We start from the raw sequence: 25,024 nt of genomic DNA on the forward strand, positions 1-25,024 counted from the left end.
CCATCTGCTGCATAACACGTTAGGGGTAGCCCCCTTGCGGCCTGAATTGCACTGCTGCGATACTGACTGCTTCCCGCGTTGTGGATCCCGTATGAAAACCGATACCCAAGCCATTCAAGAGTGGCTCAAGCAGCACAAGATTTCCGAAGTGGAGTGCCTGGTTCCCGATATGACGGGCAACGCCCGCGGCAAGTTCATCCCGGCGCACCAGTTTCTCAGCATGGGGGATCCGAAGCTGCCGGAAAGCATCATGATCCAGACGGTTACCGGGGAATACTCCGACGAGCACTGGGATTTCGTCGAGCCAACCGACGCCGACATGATCCTGAAGCCTGACCTGGATACCTTGCGCGTGGTGCCCTGGGCCCGCGAACCCACCGCCCAGATCATCCACGACTGTTACAAGATGAACGGGGAGCGGCACCCCCTGTCCACCCGCAACGTCCTGCGGCACATCCTTGATCTTTACGCGGCCGAGGGTTTGCAGCCGGTGGTGGCGCCGGAAGTGGAGTTTTACCTGGTGGCCAAGAACACCGACCCGGACTACGAGCTGATGCCGCCCAAGGGCCGCTCGGGTCGCCGGGAGTCGGCGCGGCTGTCCTACAGTATCGATGCGGTCGCCGAGTTCGAGGACTTCGTGGAGGACATGTACGACTACGCGGATGAGCAGAAGCTGCAGGTCGACACCCTGATTCACGAGAACGGCGCCGCCCAGATGGAGATCAATTTCCTCCACGGCGATGCCATGAGCCTGGCCGACCAGGTCTTCGTGTTCAAGCGCACGGTGCGGGAGACCGCCCACAAGCACGGCATGTACGCCACCTTCATGGCCAAGCCCATGCAGCGCGAGCCCGGCAGCGCCATGCACATCCACCAGAGTGTGGTCCGGGTGGATACCGGCGAGAACATTTTCGCCGAAAAGGATGGCACCCACACGCCGGCCTTCCTGTCCTATATTGCCGGCCTGCAGCGCTACACGCCGGAGCTGATCAGCCTGTATGCGCCCAACGTGAATTCCTATCGTCGCCTGGCCCCGGAAATCTCCGCGCCCATCAATCTCAATTGGGGCATGGACAACCGCACGACCGCGTTCCGGGTGCCCTGGGGGCCGCCGGAGGCTACCCGGGTGGAGAACCGCTTCCCCGGCGCTGACGCCAACCCCTACCTGGCCATTGCGGCCACCCTGGCCAGCGGCTATCTGGGCATGAAGCAGGGCTTGACGCCAACCCAGCCGCACCAGGGCACGGCCAATGAAGATGATGTCGAGGTGGCGCGAACGCTGGAGGAAGGGCTGCGCAACCTGCACAATACGCCCGAGCTGCAGGACATGATCGGCGACCTGTTCCTGCGCGCCTATGCGGCGGTGAAGCTGGACGAGTTCGAGGAGTTCAACCGCGTCATCAGTTCCTGGGAGCGCGAGCACCTGCTGCTGCAGGTCTAGGGGGGGCCAGGACATGGTGGCGAACGGCAATATCTTTGGCAGTGACCGACGCTACCAGCTGTTCACTGCGGTCAAGTACCTTACCTTTGTCCTGCTCGGCATCAACGCCTACCTGTTCCTGCAGGAGGAGTTGCTGACGCTTTCCCACATGGGTGGCGGGGCCATTCCCTGGAGTCATCTGGTGCAGGTGTTCTCCGCCACCATCGATCCCGCCGCCTGGGTTGTGCTGTTGCTGCTGTTCGAGCTGGAGACCTCGGTCCTCGACGATCGCCGGATTCACGGGCCCGTGCGCTGGGCTCTGCACGGGATCCGGGGCCTGTGCGTCATCGCCATCGTCTACGCCTTCACCGGCTATTACGCGGAGGTGGGCCCCCTCTACGATGTCATCCCCTTCGCCGTGAACGCGTGTGCGCTGGTGGACCAGTCATGGTCGCTGCTGGTCAGCCTGGATGATTTTGCACCCCTGGATGCGGCCAGTTGCGCATCTCTGGGGAGTGAGGTCTACCAGCTGCAGGGGTTCAACGTTCTCGCCGCTGCCGACAATCTCGAAGCTGCCCGGCGCCTGGCCTGGGTCGACGTGGTCAACGCCGGCGTCTGGATCCTGGTGGTCGTCGTGCTGGAGATTGAGGTGCGGCTGCAGTTGCGGGGCAGGCTCTCGGCATCCATTCTCGAGCTCAATAAATATCTCAAGGTGGCGCTCTACGGCCTGCTGTTTATCGCCGCGGCCTACTGGGGTGTGGCCGGTGACTTTCTCGATTTCTGGGACGCGTCCCTGTGGTTGTTTGCCTTTATTTTCATTGAGTTGAACGTTTTCGAGTGGCAGTACGAGTCACGCCGGGACGCCGCGGCGGCCTGAGGCCGCCCATCGCCGGCGGGGCAGCCCCGGCGCCATGGCGGTCTAGAAATTCTCGTCCAGCCCGATGTGTTCCACACGGGGATAGGGTTGCCAGCTGAACACCTGCTGGTGGTCGCAGATCATGCAGCGGTGGTCGATCGCGCCGGTTTTGGGGTCCATGTCGCCGCAGGCAGCCATCATGCCCTTGCCACAGGCATCGCAGACATAGTTGACTTCGATGGGCCTGACTTCTCGCTTCAGCTCCGGCATATCCGGTACTCCTGGTTTCTGGGCCGCCTATGCTAGCGCGACTGCCTGGATAGAAGAAGAGGGCGCAGGCACAAGTTCGTCAATTACACCCCGCAACCAACTGCCACCGTCGGCATCCTTGAGTATGTCGCCCACGCCCCCGGGGTGCCGGATCCGGAGGCTGCAGTCGGTGCTGGCAAAATCCCCGGGCGCCGGCAGGTTCATGGACGACAGGGCGGCACATACCCGGTCGGCCCGAAAATCGAAGCTTGCCACCAGTTCCTGCTCACCGCCGCTGCGGGGGCACAGCGCACTGTCGAGTGCCAGCACCTGCAGCGCCGCCGTCGGGTCGCTGTGGTTTTGCCGGCAGTGCTCCTCCAGCAGTGCGGCCAGAATTTTGTACAGACGCTCCCGGTCCGCCAGCGCCGCCAGGTAAATGGCATTGCGGTTTTCGTAGAGGGACATGCGGTCGCTCGCGTCCAGGGTCACCAGCGTCGTCCGCAGTGACCCCACCACTGCCCGCAGGCACTCCCGCAACAGGGGTGACACCGGTACCTCGCCCTGCAGCGCCAGCAGCCGCGTGGTCAGCGGCATGATATGGCCATGGACCAGCAGGATGTGGGCGCTGATCAGGAAGTAGCCCTCCTCGCCCTCGTCCCGGGAAAAACTGTGGCAGCCAACTACATATTCACCCTTGGCCTTGCCGTAGCCCGCCACCGGTATCGCCTCGATGCGGTACTCATCCCGGCGGGCGTAGAACTCGGTGCCGGGCAACAGGGTGTAGCCGAAGATATTGATATTCGGGAAGGTAGCCAGCAGGGTGTCCAGATTGCGTTCGAAGTCCGCCAGGTTGTCTCCGGGCAGGCCCCAGATCAGTTCTGCGGCGATAGGCACGCCCTGCTCTGACATCTGCCTGGCGATGGGCTGGTACTCGTTGGCGCTCATGTTCTGGCGGTTGCTCAGGCGCAGTGCCTCCGGGGTCAGGGTCTGCAGCGCCAGCTGGTAGTGCGGCAGCAGCTGGTTGCGGTGCAGCAGGAGGGCGATTTCCTGTACCTGGCGGCTGTGTTTCTTGGACCAGGAGGTGGCGAAGCTGCGCGGCAGGCCGCTGCGCTGCTTTAATTCCACAATCATCTGCGCCTTGGCCAGGTCCTGTTTCAGGGCGCCAAAATTGGAGTCTGCGAGCCAGATGTTGGCGATGCCGGCGGCGGTGATCTTCTCCCAATCGTCGCGGATCCGCGGCAGGGACCACTGGTACATCTTGCTGCCAATGGCGCCGGTGCCCCATTCGCAAAAAGCGCATTTGAAGGGGCAGCCGCGGCTGGTTTCATAGGCGATGGCGTCATAGCGGGGGGATCCGTCCGGGTGAGTCAGTTCCAGCACATCAAGCGGCGAGGGAAACCGGTCCAGCTCCTGGCAGCGCGCCCGGGCCCGGGTGCGCACCACGCGCCCGCCGTCGAGAAAGGCCAGGCCGTCGATCTCGTGCCAGGCACTTTTACCGTTGCTGTCGAGGAATTCCTGGAAGGTCACTTCGGCCTCGCCCATGAAGATGACATCCAGCGCCTCGGCCCCAAGATAGTCCTCCGCCTGCTGCACATGGGGGCCGCCGGCGACCAGGGTCAGCTCCGGCGCCAGCGCCCGCAGCTGGCGAGCAAGGGCCAGGAATTCGGCCGCATTCCAGGTGTATACGCTGAAGCCCAGCACTGGCTCGAGGCCGCTGGCGATGGCCTCCGCCACCAGCGCCGGACCGGAAACCTGCCACGCCGCCAGCCAGCAAGCGATGTCGTCCGAGTGCTGGAAATGCACCAGGTCAATGCGGGTCGACGTTGCCCGGGCGCCGTAGCGGCGGTAGAAAGAGGCCAGCCCGGCGGTCGTGGTGGGTGGTGCGTTGAACTGCTCTGAGTCCATGCTCAGTAGCCAGACGGGTCGCTGCAAGTGCGTTGCTCCAGGGACTTGGGGTCAGGGCAATGTAGCGAATCGAGGCATGTTTGCCTACCGGTCATTAGCAGATAAGCTGTGCGGAACTGCCCGGAGAGAACTGATCTTGGATACGGAACTGCTGCGCACTTTCCTCGAGGTGTGCAATACCCGCCATTTTGGCCGCGCCGCCGAAAGCCTGTTCATCACCCAGGCGGCGGTCAGTGCGCGGATCAAGCAGCTGGAGGAGGCGCTGGGCGTGACCCTGTTCATCCGTCACCGCAACAACATCCAGCTCAGCAGCGAAGGTGAGCGCCTGGTGCCCCATGCGGAAACCGTGTTGCTGGCGCTGGCCCGCGCCCGCGAGGAGGTGCGGCTGGAAGACGCCCGCAGCAGCCAGTTCTATCTCGGGGTGCGGATTGGTATCTGGAGCCATCCTCTGCAGCAGCGCCTGCACGCCCTGCATCGGGAGGCCGCGGACCTGGCTCTGCGGATTGAAAGCCGCGAGTCCGGTGAATTGATTCGCAAGCTGCTCGAACGCACCCTGGACCTGGCCATCGCCTATGAGCCGCCCGGTGTGCCGGAGCTGGAGAGTGTGCCGATCGGCCGTCTGACCCTGCGCCTGTACAGCTCCCGGCCAGATGACACGCTGGAAGAAGCGCTGGCCGGTAATTACGTGTTCCTGGACTGGGGCGGCGGCTTTGCCCGCTTTCACGCCAAGCGCTTCGGCGAACAGCGGCCGCCGCGCCTGTACACCAACCTCAACGGGCTGGCCAGCGACTTCCTGACCGAATTTGGCGGCGCCTGTTTCCTGCCGGCGAGCCTGCTGGATTCCCTGGGGGGTATGGGCCTGACGCCTGTCGCCACGGCGCCCAGCTTCAGTCGACCGCTGAATCTTGTCTACCACAGCAGCTCACCCAAGCGCGCCCAGATTGACCGGGTGGCAAGGTATTTCCAGGGGGTGGAGGTCTAACAGGGGGTAAAAAAGAGGGTCGCTGTCGCGAGCGACCTGCTCCGGTGCCGGCAGAAAGACGGGTGCACAGGGGCACCCGCCAGCGGGGACTAGAAGTCCCCGAGTTCCAGGTCGTAGTAGCCCAGCTCTTCGCGCAAACGCCGCTGTTCTATGCGCTGTTCTGCACGGCGACGTTTTTCGGCGAGGCGCTGTTTCTCGGTGGAAACCGTGACGACCTCGTCAAAATCGTCGTCTGCCATATCGAGCAGTGCGGGCTCGAATATATCGTCGAGACCATCACTGCTGGCGGGCTCTTGTGTGCGTTCAGTCATAAATCACCTCCGGACGATTTACAGCCTTGAATTTCGGCGCAATATCACTCAGTGATTTCAGCGAGTAAATCAAAATTTTATTGGATTTGTGACAAAAATATTTTGTCGATTGGGCTGCTGGGCAATAGTTGTTTATGGAAAGGCGGCCCGTGCCCTACCCTGGGCTCCCTGCACTCGCGGCTACGTCCCTGTAGTCTGTCGTCCCTGACGGTGTTGCCAGCGGGCCGCCTGCACTAAAGAGAGCAAGAGCCGTGCCAGCTACCAGTGAGGGCAAGAGCCCGCGCTAGCGGCGATTCGGGGGTCAGTGTGCTGTCCGACACCGCGTCTGCGTACGTGTCCGGCCATGTCCGGGGAGCATCAGCTGGCGCCCCGCACCCGCGCCAGGATCTCGAGGGCGATTTCCTGCGGGTCGCGCTGCCCGGCTGCAATGGTGATGTCTGCGTGCCGTTCGTATAGAGGTGTGCGCTCGCGATAGACATCGGCAAAGGTGTGGCCGGCGTCGCTGGCAATGCCGCGTGGCGGCGCAGCCGCGACACGCGCCTCCAGCACCGCCAGCGGCACATTGAGGTAGATCACCGGCCCTGCCCGGCGCAGGCGCTGCATGATGCGGTCACTGTAGACCACGCTGCCACCGGTGGCGATGATGCTGTTTTCCAGGGGCACCGACAGCAGAACCTCTTCTTCCAGCCCGCGCAGGGCGATATGGCCGCGGCTGTCGATGATCTCCTGCAGGGTGGCGCCCGCCCGGAGCTGGATTTCCAGGTCGGTGTCGTTGAAGGCGAGTCCTGCGAGCTTTGCCAGCAATACGCCCACGGTACTTTTGCCTGCACCGGGCATGCCGATCAGGCTGATGGTGCGCGCCTGCGCCGGGTCGTTCGCCATGATGGTGTTCCTGCTGTCGGGGAGGCGGCATTATCGACGTTCCCGCCCCTGCCGCAAAGCCCCGTGCCTTGCGCGGGGAGTGTCCTCTGGGTAGAGTGCCCGCTTGCTCTTCCACCAGCCCAAGCCGAGACTCTGCCATGACCCTGCTGCACACCCCCCTGGACGCCCTGCACCGCGAACTGGGTGCCCGCATGGTGCCTTTTGCCGGTTACGACATGCCGGTGCAGTACCCTGCTGGTATTATCAAGGAGCATCTGCATACCCGGCAGGCGGCGGGGCTGTTCGACGTGTCTCATATGGGGCAGGTCGTGCTGTCCGGCCCGGGATCCGCGGAACTGCTGGAGACCCTGGTGCCGGCGGATGTCGTTGGCCTGGGGGACAACCGGCAGACCTATGCCCTGTTCACCAACAGCAGCGGAGGGGTGCTGGACGACCTGATCATCACCCGCTGGGGGCCGGACACCTTCTTTCTGGTAGTGAATGCCGGGTGCAAGGAGCAGGATATCGCCCACTTGCGTGCGCATCTGGAGGGCCAGACGCTTGAGGTGATGGCGGACCACGCCCTGCTGGCGTTACAGGGGCCCGCCGCCCGCGAGGTCATGGGTCGACTCTGTCCCGAGGCTTCGGCACTCACCTTCATGCGCGGCACGCGGGCGCGCATTGACGGGGTGGACCTGTATATCACCTGTTCCGGCTACACCGGCGAGGACGGCTTCGAGCTGTCCCTGCCCGCGGCCAGCGCGGAGAGAATCGCACGCCTGTTGCTGGCGCAGCCGGAGGTCGAGCCCATTGGCCTGGGTGCCCGCGACTCCCTGCGCCTCGAGGCGGGCCTGTGTCTGTATGGGCACGAGCTCAGCCCCGCCATTGACCCTGTGCAGGCCGGCCTGGTCTGGTCCATCGGCAAGGCGCGCCGCCCTGGCGGTGACCGCCCCGCCGGGTTTCCCGGCGCTGACAGGATTTTCCAGCTTATCGAGCACAAGCCACCGCTGCGCCGGGTCGGCCTGGTAGTCGACGGCAAGCGCCCGGTGCGGGAGGGGCAGACGGTGCTCGACCGCAACGGTGAGCAGGTCGGTGAAATCTGTTCGGCGTGCTTTGGCGCCAGTGTCGGCGTGCCGATTGCCATCGCCTATGTGGCCAGGGATGACGCCGAACCGGGTACGCAGCTGGTGGTGGATGTGCGCGGCAAGCCGGTGGCGGTCACTGTGGCGAAGATGCCCTTCGTGCCCCAGCGCTACTTCCGCGGCTGAATCCGTTTGCGGTCAGTGGGCCCAGGCTCGCAGGGTCCGGAACTGCTGTGACAGGTAATCCATCTGGTCTGCCAGCACCCGCTCCTTGGCCAGGAAATGCCACTCCCAGGTGTTGGGCCGGAACGGCACCGCCAGCAGGGGCATGCCGGCTTCCTCGGGTGTGCGGTTGTCCTTGGCCCAGTTGCAGCGACGGCAGGCGGCGACCACGTTTTCCCAGCGGTCGCGACCGCCGCGGGAAGTGGGCAGTACGTGGTCCCGGGTCAATTCCGCGCGGGCAAACTGCTGCCCGCAGTAGAGGCAGCGGTGGCCATCCCGGCGGAACAGGGTACGGTTGCACAGCGGCAGGCTGAAATCGCTGCGGATGCGGCCCTGCAGGGCGATGATCGGTTGCATGTCGATACGGGAGCGCAGGCCGGTGCGACGCTGTACTCCGCCCATCATCGGCGGCAAAGGGTCCCCGACGCCGTAGATGACGTCGCCGCGAGCGTAGGCGGTCAGGGCTTCGTGGGCCGTGATCCAACCGCGTGGTTGACCCGCTACGTCCAGTTTCAGGATGTGCTGCATGGGTGGCCACTCCATGGTTTGCCTTACGCTACTGCAAAAGTGTGACTTTCACAATCCTGCAAAGTGTGTACTCTGCAGGGCAAGCCGAAATGGGTCAGGATCAGCCGACACAGCGGAGAGCGTGTGGTGACGTTGCAGTGGATGTGGTTGTGCGCGATTGGCGGGTTGCTGTTGACGACCCTGCTGCCGCTGTCGCGTATTACCGCCTGGTGGGTTCGCGGTCTCGATTTCCCTCGCCTGCAATTGGCGGGGCTGGCCTGCACACTGCTGGTCGCCGGCGTCATACTGGGCCTGGCTCAGGGTTTCACACCGCCGCTGGTGATCGGCCTGTTGGCGTGTCTCGGCACCGTCGCCTTTCACGCCTGGTGGATTCTTCCCTACACCCGCCTGTGGCCGCAGGAAGTGCTCGCCGCCGATGGCGCGAAGCCCTGCCTGCGGCTGTTGACCGCGAATGTACTGACGCCGAACCGGCAGGCGCAGCGCTTTCTCGACCTGGTTGGTGAAAATGCCCCGGACCTGGTGATCACGCTGGAATCCGATGCCTGGTGGCAGGCCCATCTGGACGCGCTTGAGCGCGACTACCCATTCAGCGTCAAAGTGCCCCAGGACAACCTCTACGGCATGCACCTGTATTCCCGCCTGCCGCTTGCGGACACGGAGATCGCCTTTCTCGTGGAAGACGAGGTGCCGTCAATTCACACCAGCGTGGTGATGTCGGATTCGGCGCGCCTGCGCCTGCATATCCTGCACCCGGCACCACCGAGCCCGACCGAGAACGACGAATCCACTGAACGCGATGCGGAGCTGGTGGTCGTGGCCCAGTCGGTCGCGAAGGAGACGGGCCCGGTCGTCGTCACCGGCGATCTCAACGATGTTGCCTGGTCCACCACCACGCGCCTGTTTCGCAAGATCAGCGGCCTGCTCGACCCCCGGGTGGGGCGCGGGATGTTCAACACCTTTCACGCGGACTACCCGCTGCTGCGCTGGCCGCTGGATCATCTGTTTCACAGCGACCACTTTACAGTCAGTGAGTTGCGGCGGCTGCCGGCCTTCGGCTCGGACCATTTCGCCCTGTTGGTGGAGCTTTGCTACCAGCCCGGGCGCAAGGCTGCGCAGGAGGGATTGGAGGGCGATGCACAGGACCGCGCGCTGGCGCGGGAGAAAGCCGCGGCGGAGTCTGTCACCGCCGGGGATGTGCCGGTCCCGGGTCGATAGTAGCCAACGTCCCCGGCCGCGCCAGGTACCGCGAACGGCGCACGCCTACTGCGCTGTCCAGCTCGCCTCCACCAGGGGAACGCCGCCGCCGAGGATCCGGCCCTGGAACTGTTGGCCGGCAAGCACCTCGCCCACCCCCGCCGGGGTCCCGGTCATCACGATGTCGCCGTCTTCCAGGCTCATGAAGCCAGCCAGGCTGTCGAGAATGGTCTGCGGTGGATACAGCATCAGGCGCACGCCGCCCTGCTGGCGCAACGCGCCGTCTATGCGCAGTTCCAGGGACAGCTGCTCGACCGGCACCGCCAGCGGCACGAATTCGCCGAGCAGGGCCGCGCCGTCGAAGGCCTTGGCGCGCTCCCAGGGCAGGCCTCTCTCTTTCAGTCGGGACTGCAGTCCGCGCTTGGTCAGGTCGAGACCGAAACCAACCGCCGCCAGCTTGCCGCCCTCGACCAGGAAGGCGATCTCACCCTCATAGTGCAGGGGTTCACCGCGGGCGGCGTACAGCGTGTCCCCCAGTGCCGAATTCGGTTTCAGGAAGACCACCATGTCCTCGGGCACTTCATTGCCCAGTTCTTCAATATGAGCCGCATAGTTGCGGCCGATGCAGACGATCTTGGAGGGCGCGATGGCGCGGCCCTGGCAGTGAATTGTGCGCACTAAAAAGGTCCCCGATGCGGTTTGGCGTGAAGGCTGTGGCATCATAGCGCGGTCGCCGGTGCCGGAAACAGTGGCTGCCGGCATGTTGTTTGCGCAAGGAGTGAGGATGGAGCTTGTCGGTGAGTGGGGTCCCCTGGTGCTGGCAATGCTGGCCACCGGCATTGTTGCCGGTGTCATGGCCGGATTGCTGGGAGTGGGTGGCGGGATTGTTATTGTGCCAGTGCTGGATGTCGCCCTTGGCACCCAGGGCGTGGACCCGGCCATTCGCATGCATATTGCGGTGGCGACCTCGCTGGCGACGATCATTCTCACCTCGGTGTCATCGACCCGCGCGCATCACCAGCGCGGATCCGTTGACTTTGGCCTGGCGCGCAACTGGGGCGGCTATATCCTGGCGGGCTCAGTGCTTGGCGCGTGGCTGGCTTCGCACCTGCACAGCAATGTGCTGGCGTTGATCTTCGGCGCGGTGGCAGTGCTGCTGGGGCTGCGCATGCTGCTGCTGGGCGGTCGCAACCCGGAGCCGGTGGAGGAAACGCCCAGGGGCGCGGGGATCCGGCTGATCCCTCTGGGGATAGGTGGCCTGTCCAGCATGATGGGCATTGGCGGTGGCACTTTCAGCGTGCCTGTGCTGAGCCTGCTCGGACACAGGATTCACCGGGCGGTGGGCACCTCGGCACTGTTCGGCCTGCTGATCAGCGTGCCCGGCGCCATCGCCTTCGTGGCCACGGGCTGGGGTGACCCACGCCTGCCGCCCGGCAGCCTCGGCTTCGTCAACCTGCTGGGCCTGGCCTGTATTGCGCCCGCGACCATGCTGGCGGCACCCTACGGTGCACGCCTGGCCCATCGATTGAACGCTCGCCAGCTGAACCTCGCCTTTGGCATCTTCCTGCTCGTGGTGTCTGGCCGGATGCTGCTGCGGGCACTCTGAGCCGGATTGGGCCGGCCCCGCTCAGCGCAGCAGCAACAGGGTGATGTCGCTGTGGCTGAGCATCCGTGTGGTGTTGCTGCCGACAAAAAACTGGCGGATCCGGGAATGCCCCCAGGCGCCCATGACCATCAGGTCAATACCCTGGTCGCGATGGTACTGGCCCAGCGCGCTCTGCACTTCGCCTTCCAGGGTGGCGGTAGTGACGTCGAAGCCGGCCTCGGCGAGGGTGTCGCGGGCCTGTCCGATCTGCCTTGTCTGCTCGGCTGTCACCGGGCCCACGGTCACCAGATGGCAGGGCAGTCCGGCCAGGAGCGGGCTGTCAGCCACCAGTTCCAGCGCCTTGGACGCTGTGGCACTGCCGTCGTAGGCGATCATGAACTGCCGGGGCGCGACGAATTCCCGCATAACCACCATGATCGGCCGGTGCACGCTGCGCACCACGCTTTCCAGGTGGGAGCCAATGGTGTGCGCGGCGATGTCGTGATCCTCGCCCAGGCGGCCCATGACCAGCAGGCGGGTATCCTCCTCCAGGTCGCGCAGGGCGCCGACCAGGTCTCCGTGGCGCTGCTTGCGTGCCACGTCCCTGGCGCCCGCATTCACGGCGATGGCTTCCGCGTCCTCCAGCAAGTGCCTGCCGTGTTCCAGGGCGAGCTTTTCCCGCCGCTCATCCAGCGCCGTCAGCTCTTCCAGCAACTGCTCCCGGCTGCCCAGGCCGATTGCCCCGGACAGGTCCTGCGCCGGCGGCGCCGAGGGCCGCTCCAGCACGTGCAGCAACAGCAGGCGGGTGTCCAGGCGGCCACTGGCCCAGGCGGCGGCGATGGTCACGCAGCGGGCACTGGCGGAACCGTCGATACAGGCGACAATATTATTCATGGTGGTACTCCTGATCCCTAGTGCCCGGACATCAACGATGCGATGGCTTCCGGTTTGTCGTGGACGCCGAAGCGATCGACGATGGTGGCGCTGGCCTCATTCATGCCGACCAGGTTGACCTCGGCGCCCTCGCGGCGGAACTTGATCACCACCTTGTCCAGGGCCGACACCGAGGTGATGTCCCAGAAGTGCGCGGCGGAGACATCGATAGTGACACGCTCCAGGGCCTCTTTGAAGTCGAAGGCCGCGATGAAGCCGTCGGCGGTAGCGAAGAATACCTGGCCAATGACGGTGTAGACCCGGTGGCCGTCGCCCTCATCCGCCGCTTTCACCAGCATGAAGCGGCTGATCTTGTTGGCAAAGAACAGGGCCGCCAGCAGCACCCCGACCAGCACCCCCAGCGCCAGGTTGTGCGTGCCAACGACCACAACAACGGTCGCCAGCATGACGATGCTGGAGGACAGGGGGTGTTGCCTCAGATTGCGGATGGAATCCCAGGAAAAAGTGCCTATGGACACCATGATCATCACCGCCACCAGCGCCGCCATGGGGATCCGGGTCAGCCAGTCCCCGAGGAATACCACCATCAACAGCAGGAAGGTGCCGGCAGCAAAGCAGGACAGGCGGCCGCGGCCGCCGGATTTCACGTTGATCACCGATTGACCGATCATGGCGCAGCCCGCCATGCCCCCGAGCAGGCCGGCGCCGATATTGGCGATCCCCTGGCCCTTGCACTCACGGTTCTTGTCGCTCTCGGTGTCGGTGAGGTCGTCGACGATGGTGGCGGTCATCATCGACTCCAGCAGGCCGACGACGGCCAGCGCGGCGGCATAGGGGAAAATGATGGTCAGGGTCGCGAAGTTCAGCGGGACGTCCGGCCACAGGAACACGGGCAGGGTATCGGGCAGCTCGCCCATGTCGCCAACGGTGCGGATATCCAGCTGCAACAGGATTGCCACGGCGGTCAGGGACAGGATGCAAACCAGCGGCGAAGGTATCAGCTTGCCCACCCGCGGCAGCAGGGGGAACAGGTAGATGATGCCCAGGCCGGTGGCGGTCATGGCGTATACGTGCCAGGTGACGCCGGTCAGCTCGGGTATCTGGGCCAGGAAAATCAGTATCGCCAGGGCATTCACGAAGCCGGTCACCACGGAACGGGATACGAAGCGCATCAGCGAGCCCAGCCTGAGGAAGCCCGCCAGGATCTGCAGCATGCCGGTGAGGACCGTTGCAGCGAGCAGGTACTCGAGGCCGTGCTCCCTGACCAGGGTGATCATCAGCAGCGCCATGGCCCCGGTGGCGGCGGATATCATGCCGGGCCGTCCACCGGTGAAGGCGATGACCACCGCGATACAGAAGGAAGCGTAGAGGCCGACCTTGGGATCAACGCCGGCGATAATGGAAAAGGCGATGGCTTCGGGGATCAGGGCGAGGGCGACAACAAGACCGGCGAGCAGGTCGCCGCGGATGTTGCCGAACCATTCCTGTTTGAGGGTAGCGAGCATGGCAAAGTCTTCGGGTAGGTGAGCGGGATGCCGGCGCAACAGGAACGCGCAGGGCAGGTGTTGCCCCGGCGGTGGGTGCTGGCGGTATCGGGAAGGCGGCGATTATCCGGGAAGCCGGGGATCAAGGCCAGCGCGGTGTGAACTTGTACCGGGATCCCCTGGTTTCAGGCCTGTTTCCCGCCGTTACTCCCGTGGCCGGGTGCCCGACTGCTCTGTTATCGCCGCGGTCAGTGCCTGCAGCTGCTGCTGCACTTCGTCCAGTTGCTGGACGATACGGTCGCGTTCGTCATGGGCCTGTTGCGCCTCGCGGGCGTTCTGCTCCGAGGTCATCACTCCCAGGATCGCGCCCACCATCATATTGAGGAATATGAAAGCGGTGAGGAAGATAAAGGTCAGGTAGTAGACCCAGCTCAGCGGATAGGATTCCATGGTGGCGTACATGACATCGGTCCAGTCCTCGAAGGTCGCAACCCGGAACAGGGTCAGCATGGCGATCGCCACATCTCCCCACAGCTCCTCGTCGGTATCGGCGAAGAACATGGAGCCGATCGCAGCGTAGATGTAAAAGATGATGAACATCAGCAGGGCGATGTAGCCCATGCGCGGTATCGCCTTCAGCAGCGAGTTGATCAGAAAGCGCAGCTCCGGTACCACCGACACCAGGCGCAGGACCCGGAATACCCGCAGCAGGCGTCCCAGCAGCACCGCCTCCGAGTTGTCCAGCGGAATCAGGCTGCCGATCACCACGATGGTGTCGAAGATATTCCAGCCATCGAGGAAGAAGCGCCGCTTGTGCGGGCAGGCGGCAAAGCGGAACAGGATTTCCAGCAGGAAGAAGACAGTGATCGCAGTATCCATGACCCCGAGGCTGCGCTCTACCCAGGGACTCAGCTCGTAGGTCTTGGCACCGATGGTCAGCGCCGAGAGAATGATGATGGCGATGACCGCCCCCTGAAACAGGCGGCTGGATTCTATCCGGCGCAGCGCGCTGGAGCCGGAATACGATAGGGTTGCGGGAGGCATGGGGATATCTGCTTGAACCGGGGCCGGGGAGCGGGGAAGTTTAGTGCCCCGCAAATTTTTTTGCGAGCTATTGCCACTCACGCCCTCCGCTGCGTCGCGCCGGCACCTAATTGGCGTAAACTTGCGGGGAGGCCAGAGGCCAGCGCGCGGTGGCAGTTCGCCGGGCGCCGGTCGGCCGGGCGCAGTAGGTCGTGGAATTCCCGAGGCGAGCAGTGAGCACAGTCCCCCCCAGCAGACGCCGTACACTCTGGCTGCGCGAAACGCTGGCGCGCTCGCGCAAGGACGCGGTGTCCAGCTCGGTGATGACCGGCATCTGCGACAACTACCTCGGCGCGTTTGCTATCTCCCTGCGCGCCAGCCTGTCACAGATGGGCTGGCTGCTGGCCGCCCCCCAGCTCGCCGGTGCCGTCTGCCAGCTGCTGTCGGTGTGGTTGTGCCCGCGTTTTTCCCGTCGGCGCGCCATTGTCACCGGCGTGATACTGCAGGCACTGGCGGTTCTGGGCATGGCCGTCATCGCCCTGTGGCGCCCGCCGGATGCGGTCACCTGGCTGATCCTGCTGGCCATTGTCTACCAGGCCAGCGCCAACTTTGTGCAGCCACAGTGGCGTGGCTGGATGGGCAGCGTGGTGCCGCCGCGGCGGCGAGGCGCGTTCTTTGCCGGTCGCACCCGCCTTACCATGATTACCAGTTTCACCGTGTTTGCCGGCGGCGGCGCGCTGCTGGGCATTTTCCAGCGCTATGAGCTGGCCTGGGCCTGCTTCGGGGTATTGTTCCTGCTGGCGGCGGTGGGGCGGGGCCTGTCGGCCAGGCAGCTGCGCCAGATGCACGACCCGGATCACAGCGACAGTGCCGGCGCGATCTCCTTCACCGCCACTCTGGGGCGCATCCGGGAGGCGTTCCGCGACAAGACTTTCTACCAGTACAGTCTCTTCATTGCCGGTATGCAGTCGGCGGTGGCCATCTCGGCGCCCTTCTTCAGCGTCTATATGCTGCGGGACCTGCACTACAGCTACTGGCAGTTCGCGGCCAATACCGGCGTCGCCATCCTCACCCAGTTCTTCACCCTGTCTACCTGGGGCCGGATCTGTGACCGCTGGGGCAACCGCTGGGTGATGGTGACCAGCAGCTTGCTGATCCCGGTCGTGCCCGCCATGTGGCTGCTCTCCAGCGATTTCTATTATCTGCTGTTCGTGCAAGTACTTTCCGGTCTCGCCTGGGGCGGTTTTACCCTGAGTACCGCCAACTATCTTTATGACCTGCGCCCGCCGCGGGCGGATTTCGCCAGTTACGCCGCAGTGCAGGCGGCGCTGGGAGCGGTGGGCATTTTTGCTGGTGCTCTCCTGGGCGGATACCTCGCTACTGCACTCGCGAGCGTGGTGCACTGGCTGCCCGAGAGCTGGCAGCCGCTGCACTCGGTGGTTCTGATCTTCCTGGTCTCCGCCCTGCTGCGATTGGCGATCGTCGCCTGGTTTATCCCGCGCTCGGTCGAGCTGCGGGTACGCCAGCGCCCGGATCTGTTGCAGGTGGTCTATCGAATATCCCGCTTTACACCCGGAGCGGGGATTGTCCTGGACTGGCTGACGGTCACCCGCAAACGCCGGGACTGATCTCGGCTATACTGCCAAGGACGTGCCAGCCGGCACGAGGGGAACAGTGGGAGGCGTGATCATATGCATCAACTGAGTGGGCTGGACGCCACGTTTCTGTACGCAGAAATGAATAATTCGCCGATGCACATAGCGCCGCTGCTGATCTACGATCCCTCGACCACCGGCACCGAGCTGGTGCGGTTCAAGGACATCCTCAACACCTTTGCCAGTCGCCTGCACCGCTCGCCGGTGTTCAAGCGCAAACTGGCCATGGTTCCACTCAACCTGGATCAACCTTACTGGGTTGAGGACGAGAATTTCGACCTGGAGTTTCATGTCCGCCATATCGCCCTGCCCAAGCCCGGTGACTGGCGGCAGCTGTCCATTCTGGTGGCGCGACTGCACGCCCGCCCGCTGGACCGTTCCCGCCCGCTATGGGAGGCCTACATCATCGAAGGCCTGGACAATGTGGAGGGACTACCCAGGGGCTGCTACGCCATGTTTCTCAAGATCCACCACGCGGCGATCGATGGCGCGTCGGGGGTGGAGATAATCTCGGCCCTGCACGACCTCACTCCCACCCCGCCGCCCCCCAGGCAGGAGGCGCCACCGGTCCTCGACCCGGGCCCCGGCAGGGCGGAAATGTTGTGGCGCGCCTACAAAGTGAATATGTGGGCACCGTTCCGGCTAGCTCGGCTGGTGACCGAGGGTATCCCGGCCTGGCGCCGGGTCCATCAGGGGGTCAAGGCGAAGAAGTTTCGGACCCTCGGCGACAAGGAGCGCACCCGTTTCAATGCCGCGGTCTCGCCACACCGCGTCTTCGGGGTCGCCGACTTCGATCTCGGCTTGATCCGGAAAATGAAAGACGCCGTCCCCGGCGCCACCGTGAACGATGTGATCCTGAGTATCGTCGGTGGTTCCCTGCGCAGGTATCTGCTGGACAAGGGTGAGCTGCCCGAGGGTAGCCTGGTGGCCGGCGCGCCGGTCAACGTGCGCAAGTCCGGGGATCAGGCGGCCGCCGGCAACCAGGTGTCGATGATGGTCATCGCCCTGCGCACGGACCTCGCCGACCCGCGTGAGCGCCTGCAGGCGGTGCACGAGGGGGCGGTGGGCTCCAAGGCCTACCACGAGGCGGTGGGCGCGCGCCTGATGACCGATATGACCCAGAGCCTGCCGGCAGAGCTCGCGGCGCTGGGGGTGCGCGCCGCCCTGGGCTCTGGCCTGATGGCGGGCATGAAGCCGATTTTCAACACCATCGTCACCAACGTGCCCGGGCCGCAGGTACCGCTGTATATGGGCGGTGCCCGGGTGGTGCGCAGCTACGGCCTGGGGCCCTGCATCGACAACATGGGCCTGTTCCACGCGGTGACCAGCTATAACGGGCAGATTGCCGTATCGTTCCAGTCCTGTCGGGAAATGATGCCGGATCCCGGCTTCTACGAGCAGTGCCTGTACGCCGCCTATGCCGACCTGCAAAAGGCGGTACTGGGCAAGCCGAAGAAAGCGGCGCGGCGCAAGGCACCAAAGAAAACCGCAGCGAAGGCCGGGGCAACAGTGGCGGGTAAAGCGGCGGTGGCGGCGAAGAGAACCGCCAGGACCAAGGCGCCGGCCCAGACCAAGGCAAAAGCGAAGGCCAAGGCGACGGTGTCCAAGGCCAAAACCAAGGCCAAGGCCAAAGCGACTTTACCCGCAGCCAAGGCCAAGGCGGCAGTGCCCAAGACCAAGGCGACAGTACCCAGGGCCAAGGCCAAGGCGGCAGCACCCGCGGCCAAGAGGGGCGTCCGTAGCAAAGCGGCCGTCAGGCCGAAGCTGGCCTCGCTAAAGTAAGCCGGTATGAGCCCGTCGCGGAACCGGGACTGGAGGGATTGCTGGACTGCGGGCCTGGGCAGCTGGCCGCTGGCGGGAGTTCGGATGCGGCGGCAGTCGGCGGTTCGGAAGAAACCGTTGCAGGTGGTCTTGCGGATGAGACAGCTGCGGGTAATTCAGCTGCGGGTGACACCCCGCCAGCGCTGGATGCGGAAGCCATACGCGAACTGGCCCGCGAGCTCTACTGGTTCCAGGGGGCGGCGCGGGCGTGGCGCAACAGGCTGATCCCGATGAGGGCGCAGCAGGTTGGAAGCAGCTGGCTGCCCCCGGTGCAGTTGCAGGAGTGGGTACTGACGCGAGTGTAGACCAAGGTCTCCACACAGAGACCCCCGCCGGCGGTTCACTCCCCGGAGAGGGCCCGGAAAACTGCGTCCGCGAAGCCCTGCCGGACCAACTCGCCTATTCGCGGGCGGGCGCACTTTGAGGACAAACCGTGGCTGTTACCGGCCACCGCGCGACGGATCAGTTGCGATGCCTCGCTGGTGACGGTGCTGGAGGATGACGCCGGCAAGGTGCTGAACGTGGGCAGGAAGCCACGGATTGTGCCGGAACGCATCCGCCGGGCCCTGCGCGAGCGGGACGGGGTCTGCCAGTATCCCGGCTGCCAGGAATCGGAGTACGTCGACACCCACCACATCCGGCACTGGGACGAGGGTGGGGAAACGCGGCTGGACAACCTGGTGACCCTGTGCCGGTTCCATCACCGGCAGTTGCACCGCGGATGCTTCGACATGCGTCTCAATGGCGACTCCGCGGAGATTTTGGCGCCCGCGGATTATTAGCCAGGGATAGCCTCGGGCTTCAGCTGCTTCTGGTCTATCCGCCAGGGGGTGCCCCCGCAGATGTCGTAGTGCGCGCAGTCTCCGGTGCAGCCGCGGCAGGGCAGGCGGGGATGGTTGGGTGCTGCCGGTGGCGGGGAAGTATTCTCTGGCATGGTTTGTGCTCCTGCTCTGCCGTCCTGTTCTCTACGCGAGTATACGGCATTGGTCGGTGTTCCGATCAACCCTCATCCGATCAGCCCTGTGCTGGACAGGTCGGTCCGGGCAGGCCAGTATCAACTACCGTCATTACCTGCCACCAGGAGTCCCCATGTCCTCAACAGAAGCACCACCCTGGGTCATCGCCGAGCTGTCAGAGTCGGTACTGTGGCTCGTACTGAACCGGCCAGGGCAGCGCAACCCGCTCTCCAGTCAGATGATCAATAAGCTGCAGGAGTCTCTGGCCGCTGCAGGGGAGAATGCCGAAGTGCGGTGTATTGTCATCGCCAGTTCCGGCCCGGCTTTCTCTGCTGGTCACGACCTGCGCGAAATGGCAGTTCAGGCCGGCGAAACGGAAGCTGATTGCAGGGCCCGGATGCGCGGGATTCTGGAGGACTGCTCCCGCCTTATGCTGGACATCACCCGATCCCCCAAGGCCGTGATTGCCTGCGTCCAGGGTGTTGCCACCGCGGCAGGCTGTCAGTTGGTGGCGGCCTGTGATCTCGCCATCGCCAGCGAAGAGGCCCGTTTCTGCCTGCCCGGGGTCAACATCGGCGCCTTCTGTACCACGCCGCTGGTAGCGGTGGGTCGCAACATTCATCGCAAACATGCCATGGAACTGGCTCTCACTGGTGATCTGTTCGATGCCGAGGACGCCGTGCGCATGGGGCTGGTGAATCGTGCAGTACCGGCTGCCTCCCTGCGGGATGTCACCGAACGGCTGGCCCAGAAAATCGCGGGGAAGTCCGCCGAGGGCATTGCCCTGGGCAAGTCGGCATTTTACGAGCAGCTTAACAAGCCCCTGTCGGAGGCCTATGCCATCACCTGCGAGCCCATGATCGACACCATGACCACTGCGGATGCCCGCGAGGGTACCCAGGCTTTCTTCGACAAGCGCCAGCCGGTATGGCCGCAGGGCTAGCGCCGTTGCGGTGAATCTCCCGGAACCGGGTCAGGGCTGGCGCTGGACCAGGTGGCAGGCCGCCAGATGACCGCTGCCGGTATCAATCAGCGCCGGTTCCTGTTCCGCGCAGCGGGGCTCCGCCACCGGGCATCTGGGGTGAAAGCTGCAGCCGGAGGGCGGATTGATCGGAGACGGCACATCCCCGTACAGCACCTGGCGCTCGGTGTTGCGGTGCGGGTCAGGGACGGGAATGGCGGCGATCAGGCTCTGGGTGTAGGGGTGACGTGCCTGGTGGTAGATGGTCTCGCTGGCCGCGGTCTCGACGATCTTGCCCAGGTACATGATCGCAACCCTGTCGGAAACATGCTTTACCACCGCCAGATCGTGAGCGATGAACAGGTAGGAGAGCTTGAATTCCCGCTGCAGGTCCACCAGCAGGTTGAGAATCTGGCTCTGTATGGACACATCCAGCGCGGATACGGGCTCATCGCAGATCACCAGTTTCGGGTTGAGGGCAATAGCCCGGGCAATACCGATCCGCTGGCGCTGGCCGCCGGAAAACTCAAAAGGATAACGGGTAGCCGAGCGCGCCGGCAGGCCGACGGTATTCAGCAGTTCCGCCACCCGTTTCTGGCGCCAGAGCCGGTCGCCGATCTTCTGCACGATGAACGGTTCCTCCAGAATATCGCCCACCGTATGGCGCGAATTCAGGGATTCCATCGGGTCCTGGAAGATCATCTGGATGTCCTGGCGCAGGGGTCGCAGGGCGCCGGCCTTCATTCGCGTGATGTCCTGGCCGTCGAAGACGATACTGCCGCCAGTGGGCTGGTAGAGGCGAGCCACGCAGCGCCCGAGCGTGGACTTGCCGCAGCCCGACTCCCCGACCAGTCCCAGAGTTTCCCCGGGGCCGATACTGAAGGAGACGCCGTCCACCGCCCGGTTGAAGGCTTTGGCACGCAGCAGCAGGCCCTCCCGCACCGGAAAGTGCATGGCCAGGTTGCTGACCTCCAGCAGGGGCGCGCTCACAGGTCCCGCCAGCGAATGCAGCTGACGCTGTGGCCGTCCGCGACTGGCTCCAGTGCCGGTACCATCTCCCGGCACTGGTCCCCGGCGTGGCTGCAGCGATTCTCGAACCGGCAACCCATGGGCAGGTCGCGCAGGCCCGGCACCATGCCCTCGATAACGCCCAGGCGTGACTTGGGTACGGTATCCAGCCGCGGGATCGAATTCAGCAGGCCGCGGCTGTAGGGGTGGGCCGGACGGTCGAAGATATCGAACACCGAACCGCGCTCGGCGACCTTGCCCGCGTACATCACCACCACCTGGTCGCAGGTTTCCGCGATTACACCGAGGTCGTGGGTAATCATGATCACCGCCATACCCATCTCCGCCTGCAAGTCCTTGATCAATTCCAGGATCTGGGCCTGGATGGTTACGTCGAGGGCCGTGGTTGGCTCATCGGCGATCAGCAGCCCCGGCTTGCAGGCCAGGGCCATGGCGATCACCACCCGCTGGCGCATGCCCCCTGACAGCTGGTGCGGGTACTCGCCGAGGCGCACGTCGGGAGAGGGGATACCGACCCGGTCCAGCATGTCCGCCGCCGCCCGCAGGGCATCGGCTGGTGCGCAGATACGGTGCAGCAGCATGCCTTCGGTCAGCTGGCGGCCTATGGTATGCACCGGGTTGAGCGCGGTCATGGGCTCCTGGAAGACCATGCCAATATGACAGCCCCGGATTTTCTCCATTTCGGGGATGGACAGCTGTGCCAGGTCGCGATCACGGAAGCGAAGGGTGCCGCCGGCGATGCGGCCCATCGGCTGCGGTAGCAGGCGCATGATGGACAACGCGGTAACGCTCTTGCCACAGCCGGATTCACCCACGATGCCTACCGTGGCGCCAGGTTCGACGCTGAAGCTGACCCCGTCCACGGCCCGGACCAGGCCCTCATCAGTGGCGAATTCGGTGACCAGGTTGTCGACTTCCAGCAGGGCCATCAGCGCGCTACTCGGCCCACTGGTCGTAAACGGTTATCGAGGGCTCGAAGGTCTTGCCGGAGCGCCGGGCGGCCAGGGTTTCCTCTTTCATCTCGCTATCGATCCAGTGCACGAACAGTTCCCCGGGGCCGTCCGAGTGCTTATAGGAGAAGCCCTCTGGATAGCGTACCCAACGCCAGTGGCCGACCCGGAAGAAGCCCTGGTAGAAGCCGGGTATGAAAGAGGCGTGGTCATGGTGTAGTGCAATCATCTGGTGCGACAGTGCGATCATCTCCTCCCGCTCTGAGGATGCCCGGTAGCGCTCGATGAGCTGGTCCATTTCCAGCAGCGCGAACGCCTCCAGGTTGTTGGTCTGAGTCTTGGGCTGGCGCTCCGGGTTGACGCTGCCATCCTCAAGGAAGGCGCGGTCCCAGGCGTTGTCGGAGTGGTAGTGCTCCCAGAACCGGGGGTACTTCTCCAGAAAGCGCCCGAATGCGAGGAAGGAAATCTCGTGCTGTTTTTCCTGCACCTGTTTCCAGCCGACGGTGCCATCGAGAACTTCCAGGCGCAGATCCAGCCCCGCCTTGGCGGCCTCCTGGCGCAGTATGGTCAGCACGTCGCGCATGGTCTCGTAGCCGGTGGACAGATTGAAGGACAGCTTCTGCCCGGCCTCGTTGACCAGGATGCCGTCCGCGCCGCGCCGGTTGAACCCCGCCCTGGCAAAATGCTCCTGTGCCCTGGCGATATCGAACTCACGAGCTTTCAGCGTGGGGTGGGAAAACTCCCCGAAACCGTCGTTGGCGGTGTCCAGGCGCTCGTTGTCGCCGCGGAAAAAATTCTCTATCACCATGTCCCAGTTGGTGGCGTGGGCGATCCCCACGCGGATATCGCGGTTGTCCAGCAGCGGTTGTGCGGTGTTGATCCAGAGTCCGAAGGGTGGGCGCGGCCTCTGGTTGTGGAAGACGGTCTTGTGAATGTAGCCCGCCTGTACATCGGGGTCGGAATCGGGGAGTTTCTCATACCAGTACTCTGCCAGCCCCAGGCCGAACTGGTCGATGTCGCCTCGCTTGAAGGCCTCGAACATTTTCGCGGCATCGCGGATGATGCTGAGCTGGATGCGGTCGGGGTTGAAGCGGTAGCGCCAGTGCTTCTTGTCGCGGGCCCACCAGTTCTCAAGCCGGGTCAGGGCGATGGAGCGGCCCTTGCGGATATCCTGGTCGCGTACGATGTACGGCCCCGGGGTCGGTTCAAACTCCCATTGGTAGCGCTCGCTGAAGTCGTCGTCCATCTGCCGGTAGAAGTGGCGGGGGACGGGACGCAGCAACACGCCCAGCTCGTCCATATCGGGCTTACGCTCTGCCATGCTGATGGAGATGGTGTGGTCGTCATAGCGGGTGATGTTGGTGTATTTGGTGCTGTAGAAGTTGTTGTACCAGGGCGCCATGATGTAGGGCGAACGGTAGAACCAGAACATGAACAGGTAGTCATCGGCAGTGATCGGTTCGCCATCGGACCAGGTCGCCGCCGGATCCAGCCTGGTATAAACGGTCTGGTTTTCCCAGTCCACCGCCCAGGACTCGGCCAGACCCGGGTACAGCTCCAGCGTTTCCGGGTGCACATGGGCAAGTGTCATGCCCACGTCATCGAGCAGGAAGGGGCGGAAGCCGCCGTTGGAATCCGGGCCGACCGTGCGCAGGGTGCGCGGGAAATCCTGCAGGGCGCCGTATTGGGTGCCACCTTTCCTGGCCTCCGGCGAGCCGATCTCCGGCAGGTGTTCGTTACTGGTCCACTCCAGGTCGGGGGGCAGGTCAGCGGGGGTCTTGAAGCCAAAGAAGTCCGGATTGGCGGCGTAGTACGCTTCCACCTCGGCGTCGACCCCGGCCGCCGTGGCGGTTTCCGCCGCGGCACTGGTGGCCTCCCCGGCCCCGTCGTTCTCTGCCTGCCCGCATCCACCCAGCAGGAGGATGAGGCTGGCCAGGAACAGCGTAGACAACGGTTTCTTCATCACAGTGACCTCAGGTAATGCATGGTTAACGGTAAACGGAGAACGTTCTGGGATCGAACGACTCGCGTATGGCCTCGCCAATAAAAGTGACCAGGGTGAGCAGGGCGACCAGGGTGCCGAAAGCGGAAATCACGATCCAGGGCGCGGTGCGCAGGTTGGCGGTGCCCTGTTTCAGGAGCTCCCCCAGGCTGGGCGTTGGCGCCGGCAGGCCGAAGCCGAGGAAATCCAGTGCGGTGATGGCGGAGATCGCCGCGACAATGGTGAACGGCATGAAGGTGACCAGGGTCGACAATACATTGGGCATGATGTGGCGAAAGATGATCCGCGCGTTGGAAGCGCCGATCACGCGCGCCGAGGCGATGTAGTCGCGGGATTTCTCCTTGTAGGTCTCCGTGCGCATGTAGTAGGTCATGCCGGTCCAGGAAAACAGCACCATGACCAGCAACAGGATGCCGATCCGGGTGGTCACCGCGACACTGGAGGGAATCACCGAGAAGATGATGATCACCATGTACAGAAAGGGTACGTTGGACCAGATCTCGATTATACGCTGCAATATGAGGTCGAAAACGCCGCCAAAGTAGCCCATGGCGCAGCCGATGGTGATGCCGATCACGTACACGCAGGCGGTAAACAGCAGGGCGAAGACCAGGGCGATGCGGGTGCCGTAGAACAGGCGCGCCAGGATGTCGCGGCTGGTGGTGTCGGTGCCCAGATAGTGCTGCTCTGCCGCGTTCGGCGGCAGGGGCCGGAAGATGCCCCCCGGGGCGTGGTTTTCGTAGGGGTTGTAGGGCACCAGCGGCAGCAGTACCCAGTTGCCCTCGTCCTGTTGCCGGAAGTGAACTTGCAGCTCCCGGTAGTTGGTTTCGTAGGCGTAGTCCAGGCCGAAATCGGTGCCGGGGTGGAAGTCGCTGTAGGTCGGGAAGTACAGCTGGCCCTGGTAGCTCACTATCAGGGCACGGCTGTTGATCAGCAGTTCGCCGAAGGCCAGCAGCACACCCAGCCCGGCAAGTAGCAAGAAGCTGTAGTAGCCGCGCTTGATCTTGCGAAAGCGCTGCAGCTTTTTGCGGGTCTGGGGGTTGAGGCTGAACAC

The 25,024-nt window shown here is 64.2% G+C and carries 25 protein-coding genes; 11 read left to right on the forward strand and 14 right to left on the reverse strand.

Annotated elements, in window-relative coordinates; all coding sequences use genetic code 11:
* The first annotated feature begins 91 nt into the window (after positions 1 to 91).
* Together RJQ10_RS01575 and RJQ10_RS01580 are read left to right on the forward strand one after the other, a co-directional pair.
* Positions 92 to 1,441, forward strand: a complete 1,350-nt coding sequence (locus RJQ10_RS01575; RefSeq protein ID WP_350142943.1) for a glutamine synthetase family protein — start codon at positions 92 to 94, stop codon at positions 1,439 to 1,441.
* A 13-nt stretch (positions 1,442 to 1,454) separates the two neighbouring features.
* Complete coding sequence (locus RJQ10_RS01580; RefSeq protein ID WP_350142945.1) at positions 1,455 to 2,297, forward strand: hypothetical protein; 843 nt, start codon at positions 1,455 to 1,457, stop codon at positions 2,295 to 2,297.
* 42 nt (positions 2,298 to 2,339) lie between these two features.
* Here the strand turns inward: RJQ10_RS01580 and RJQ10_RS01585 are convergent, their stop codons facing one another.
* The gene (locus RJQ10_RS01585) at positions 2,340 to 2,546 is read right to left on the reverse strand and encodes a type II citrate synthase (protein WP_350142948.1); all 207 of its coding nucleotides are present in this window, start codon (positions 2,544 to 2,546) and stop codon (positions 2,340 to 2,342) included.
* A 27-nt stretch (positions 2,547 to 2,573) separates the two neighbouring features.
* Complete coding sequence (locus RJQ10_RS01590; protein ID WP_350142950.1) at positions 2,574 to 4,457, reverse strand: B12-binding domain-containing radical SAM protein; 1,884 nt, start codon at positions 4,455 to 4,457, stop codon at positions 2,574 to 2,576.
* Between the two features lie 109 nt (positions 4,458 to 4,566).
* On the opposite strand from RJQ10_RS01590, the gene RJQ10_RS01595 reads away from it, so the two are divergent.
* Positions 4,567 to 5,412: a LysR family transcriptional regulator gene (locus RJQ10_RS01595; RefSeq protein ID WP_350142952.1), complete on the forward strand. Its 846-nt coding sequence runs from the start codon at positions 4,567 to 4,569 to the stop codon at positions 5,410 to 5,412.
* 89 nt (positions 5,413 to 5,501) lie between these two features.
* On the opposite strand, the gene RJQ10_RS01600 is transcribed toward RJQ10_RS01595, so the two are convergent.
* Both RJQ10_RS01600 and RJQ10_RS01605 read right to left on the reverse strand, forming a co-directional pair.
* Positions 5,502 to 5,723 (reverse strand): PA3496 family putative envelope integrity protein, encoded by a 222-nt coding sequence (locus tag RJQ10_RS01600; protein ID WP_350142954.1) that lies wholly within the window; start codon positions 5,721 to 5,723, stop codon positions 5,502 to 5,504.
* Between the two features lie 357 nt (positions 5,724 to 6,080).
* On the reverse strand, positions 6,081 to 6,605 hold the full coding sequence (locus tag RJQ10_RS01605) for a shikimate kinase (RefSeq protein WP_350142956.1): 525 nt from the start codon (positions 6,603 to 6,605) through the stop codon (positions 6,081 to 6,083).
* A 137-nt stretch (positions 6,606 to 6,742) separates the two neighbouring features.
* Here RJQ10_RS01605 and gcvT point away from each other — a divergent pair, with 137 nt between their 5' ends.
* The gene (gene gcvT, locus RJQ10_RS01610; RefSeq protein WP_350142958.1) at positions 6,743 to 7,852 is read left to right on the forward strand and encodes a glycine cleavage system aminomethyltransferase GcvT; all 1,110 of its coding nucleotides are present in this window, start codon (positions 6,743 to 6,745) and stop codon (positions 7,850 to 7,852) included.
* Between the two features lie 12 nt (positions 7,853 to 7,864).
* Here the strand turns inward: gcvT and RJQ10_RS01615 are convergent, their stop codons facing one another.
* A complete protein-coding gene (locus RJQ10_RS01615) occupies positions 7,865 to 8,416 on the reverse strand; it encodes an HNH endonuclease (protein ID WP_350142960.1) in 552 nt (183 codons plus the stop codon).
* A 123-nt stretch (positions 8,417 to 8,539) separates the two neighbouring features.
* Here RJQ10_RS01615 and RJQ10_RS01620 point away from each other — a divergent pair, with 123 nt between their 5' ends.
* Entirely contained in the window at positions 8,540 to 9,631 is a 1,092-nt protein-coding gene (locus RJQ10_RS01620; protein WP_350142962.1) for an endonuclease/exonuclease/phosphatase family protein, read from the forward strand.
* A gap of 45 nt (positions 9,632 to 9,676) precedes the next feature.
* On the opposite strand, the gene RJQ10_RS01625 is transcribed toward RJQ10_RS01620, so the two are convergent.
* Positions 9,677 to 10,288 carry a fumarylacetoacetate hydrolase family protein gene (locus tag RJQ10_RS01625; RefSeq protein ID WP_350142964.1) on the reverse strand — a complete coding sequence of 204 codons (612 nt, stop codon included), beginning with the start codon at positions 10,286 to 10,288 and terminating at the stop codon, positions 9,677 to 9,679.
* Between the two features lie 106 nt (positions 10,289 to 10,394).
* On the opposite strand from RJQ10_RS01625, the gene RJQ10_RS01630 reads away from it, so the two are divergent.
* Complete coding sequence (locus tag RJQ10_RS01630) at positions 10,395 to 11,216, forward strand: sulfite exporter TauE/SafE family protein (protein ID WP_350142966.1); 822 nt, start codon at positions 10,395 to 10,397, stop codon at positions 11,214 to 11,216.
* 21 nt (positions 11,217 to 11,237) lie between these two features.
* On the opposite strand, the gene RJQ10_RS01635 is transcribed toward RJQ10_RS01630, so the two are convergent.
* The 3 genes from RJQ10_RS01635 to RJQ10_RS01645 all read right to left on the reverse strand — a co-directional run bounded on the left by RJQ10_RS01635 (position 11,238) and on the right by RJQ10_RS01645 (position 14,617).
* Positions 11,238 to 12,089 carry a universal stress protein gene (locus RJQ10_RS01635; RefSeq protein WP_350142968.1) on the reverse strand — a complete coding sequence of 284 codons (852 nt, stop codon included), beginning with the start codon at positions 12,087 to 12,089 and terminating at the stop codon, positions 11,238 to 11,240.
* A 17-nt stretch (positions 12,090 to 12,106) separates the two neighbouring features.
* Complete coding sequence (locus RJQ10_RS01640; RefSeq protein ID WP_350142970.1) at positions 12,107 to 13,594, reverse strand: SulP family inorganic anion transporter; 1,488 nt, start codon at positions 13,592 to 13,594, stop codon at positions 12,107 to 12,109.
* A 183-nt stretch (positions 13,595 to 13,777) separates the two neighbouring features.
* Entirely contained in the window at positions 13,778 to 14,617 is an 840-nt protein-coding gene (locus tag RJQ10_RS01645) for an ion transporter (protein WP_350142972.1), read from the reverse strand.
* A 212-nt stretch (positions 14,618 to 14,829) separates the two neighbouring features.
* On the opposite strand from RJQ10_RS01645, the gene RJQ10_RS01650 reads away from it, so the two are divergent.
* From RJQ10_RS01650 to RJQ10_RS01665, 4 genes are all read left to right on the forward strand, one after another.
* Entirely contained in the window at positions 14,830 to 16,224 is a 1,395-nt protein-coding gene (locus tag RJQ10_RS01650; protein ID WP_350142974.1) for an MFS transporter, read from the forward strand.
* Between the two features lie 63 nt (positions 16,225 to 16,287).
* A complete protein-coding gene (locus tag RJQ10_RS01655) occupies positions 16,288 to 18,033 on the forward strand; it encodes a WS/DGAT/MGAT family O-acyltransferase (protein ID WP_350142976.1) in 1,746 nt (581 codons plus the stop codon).
* A gap of 38 nt (positions 18,034 to 18,071) precedes the next feature.
* Entirely contained in the window at positions 18,072 to 18,377 is a 306-nt protein-coding gene (locus tag RJQ10_RS01660; RefSeq protein WP_350142978.1) for a hypothetical protein, read from the forward strand.
* Positions 18,378 to 18,554: 177 nt separating this feature from the next.
* The gene (locus RJQ10_RS01665) at positions 18,555 to 18,854 is read left to right on the forward strand and encodes an HNH endonuclease signature motif containing protein (RefSeq protein ID WP_350142980.1); all 300 of its coding nucleotides are present in this window, start codon (positions 18,555 to 18,557) and stop codon (positions 18,852 to 18,854) included.
* Here the strand turns inward: RJQ10_RS01665 and RJQ10_RS01670 are convergent.
* Positions 18,851 to 19,006 carry a hypothetical protein gene (locus RJQ10_RS01670; RefSeq protein WP_350142982.1) on the reverse strand — a complete coding sequence of 52 codons (156 nt, stop codon included), beginning with the start codon at positions 19,004 to 19,006 and terminating at the stop codon, positions 18,851 to 18,853. The genes RJQ10_RS01665 and RJQ10_RS01670 overlap by 4 nt on opposite strands.
* 155 nt (positions 19,007 to 19,161) lie before the next feature.
* On the opposite strand from RJQ10_RS01670, the gene RJQ10_RS01675 reads away from it, so the two are divergent.
* Entirely contained in the window at positions 19,162 to 19,971 is an 810-nt protein-coding gene (locus tag RJQ10_RS01675) for an enoyl-CoA hydratase (RefSeq protein ID WP_350142984.1), read from the forward strand.
* A 30-nt stretch (positions 19,972 to 20,001) separates the two neighbouring features.
* On the opposite strand, the gene RJQ10_RS01680 is transcribed toward RJQ10_RS01675, so the two are convergent.
* Genes RJQ10_RS01680 through RJQ10_RS01695 form a run of 4 tightly spaced genes read right to left on the reverse strand, consistent with a single transcriptional unit; the run spans position 20,002 to position 25,024 of the window.
* Positions 20,002 to 20,979 carry an ABC transporter ATP-binding protein gene (locus RJQ10_RS01680; protein WP_350142986.1) on the reverse strand — a complete coding sequence of 326 codons (978 nt, stop codon included), beginning with the start codon at positions 20,977 to 20,979 and terminating at the stop codon, positions 20,002 to 20,004.
* Positions 20,976 to 21,947 carry an ABC transporter ATP-binding protein gene (locus tag RJQ10_RS01685; protein ID WP_350142988.1) on the reverse strand — a complete coding sequence of 324 codons (972 nt, stop codon included), beginning with the start codon at positions 21,945 to 21,947 and terminating at the stop codon, positions 20,976 to 20,978. Before RJQ10_RS01685 ends, RJQ10_RS01680 begins: the two co-directional genes overlap by 4 nt.
* A 7-nt stretch (positions 21,948 to 21,954) precedes the next feature.
* Positions 21,955 to 23,931 (reverse strand): extracellular solute-binding protein, encoded by a 1,977-nt coding sequence (locus RJQ10_RS01690; RefSeq protein ID WP_350142990.1) that lies wholly within the window; start codon positions 23,929 to 23,931, stop codon positions 21,955 to 21,957.
* A 25-nt stretch (positions 23,932 to 23,956) separates the two neighbouring features.
* The gene (locus RJQ10_RS01695) at positions 23,957 to 25,024 is read right to left on the reverse strand and encodes an ABC transporter permease (protein ID WP_350142992.1); all 1,068 of its coding nucleotides are present in this window, start codon (positions 25,022 to 25,024) and stop codon (positions 23,957 to 23,959) included.

Origin of the sequence: Haliea sp., from assembly GCF_040222615.1 — a bacterium.
GTDB lineage: Bacteria > Pseudomonadota > Gammaproteobacteria > Pseudomonadales > Halieaceae > Haliea.

Bases quoted from the DNA above. Each gene is read 5' to 3' on its own strand.
- RJQ10_RS01575 (WP_350142943.1), top strand. From the start codon at position 92: ATGAAAACCGATACCCAAGCCATTCAAGAGTGGCTCAAGCAGCACAAG.
- RJQ10_RS01580 (WP_350142945.1), top strand. From the start codon at position 1,455: ATGGTGGCGAACGGCAATATCTTTGGCAGTGACCGACGCTACCAGCTG.
- RJQ10_RS01585 (WP_350142948.1), bottom strand. From the start codon at position 2,546: ATGCCGGAGCTGAAGCGAGAAGTCAGGCCCATCGAAGTCAACTATGTC.
- RJQ10_RS01600 (WP_350142954.1), bottom strand. From the start codon at position 5,723: ATGACTGAACGCACACAAGAGCCCGCCAGCAGTGATGGTCTCGACGAT.
- RJQ10_RS01605 (WP_350142956.1), bottom strand. From the start codon at position 6,605: ATGGCGAACGACCCGGCGCAGGCGCGCACCATCAGCCTGATCGGCATG.
- gcvT (WP_350142958.1), top strand. From the start codon at position 6,743: ATGACCCTGCTGCACACCCCCCTGGACGCCCTGCACCGCGAACTGGGT.
- RJQ10_RS01615 (WP_350142960.1), bottom strand. From the start codon at position 8,416: ATGCAGCACATCCTGAAACTGGACGTAGCGGGTCAACCACGCGGTTGG.
- RJQ10_RS01630 (WP_350142966.1), top strand. From the start codon at position 10,395: ATGGAGCTTGTCGGTGAGTGGGGTCCCCTGGTGCTGGCAATGCTGGCC.
- RJQ10_RS01635 (WP_350142968.1), bottom strand. From the start codon at position 12,089: ATGAATAATATTGTCGCCTGTATCGACGGTTCCGCCAGTGCCCGCTGC.
- RJQ10_RS01640 (WP_350142970.1), bottom strand. From the start codon at position 13,594: ATGCTCGCTACCCTCAAACAGGAATGGTTCGGCAACATCCGCGGCGAC.
- RJQ10_RS01645 (WP_350142972.1), bottom strand. From the start codon at position 14,617: ATGCCTCCCGCAACCCTATCGTATTCCGGCTCCAGCGCGCTGCGCCGG.
- RJQ10_RS01655 (WP_350142976.1), top strand. From the start codon at position 16,288: ATGCATCAACTGAGTGGGCTGGACGCCACGTTTCTGTACGCAGAAATG.
- RJQ10_RS01670 (WP_350142982.1), bottom strand. From the start codon at position 19,006: ATGCCAGAGAATACTTCCCCGCCACCGGCAGCACCCAACCATCCCCGC.
- RJQ10_RS01675 (WP_350142984.1), top strand. From the start codon at position 19,162: ATGTCCTCAACAGAAGCACCACCCTGGGTCATCGCCGAGCTGTCAGAG.
- RJQ10_RS01685 (WP_350142988.1), bottom strand. From the start codon at position 21,947: ATGGCCCTGCTGGAAGTCGACAACCTGGTCACCGAATTCGCCACTGAT.
- RJQ10_RS01690 (WP_350142990.1), bottom strand. From the start codon at position 23,931: ATGAAGAAACCGTTGTCTACGCTGTTCCTGGCCAGCCTCATCCTCCTG.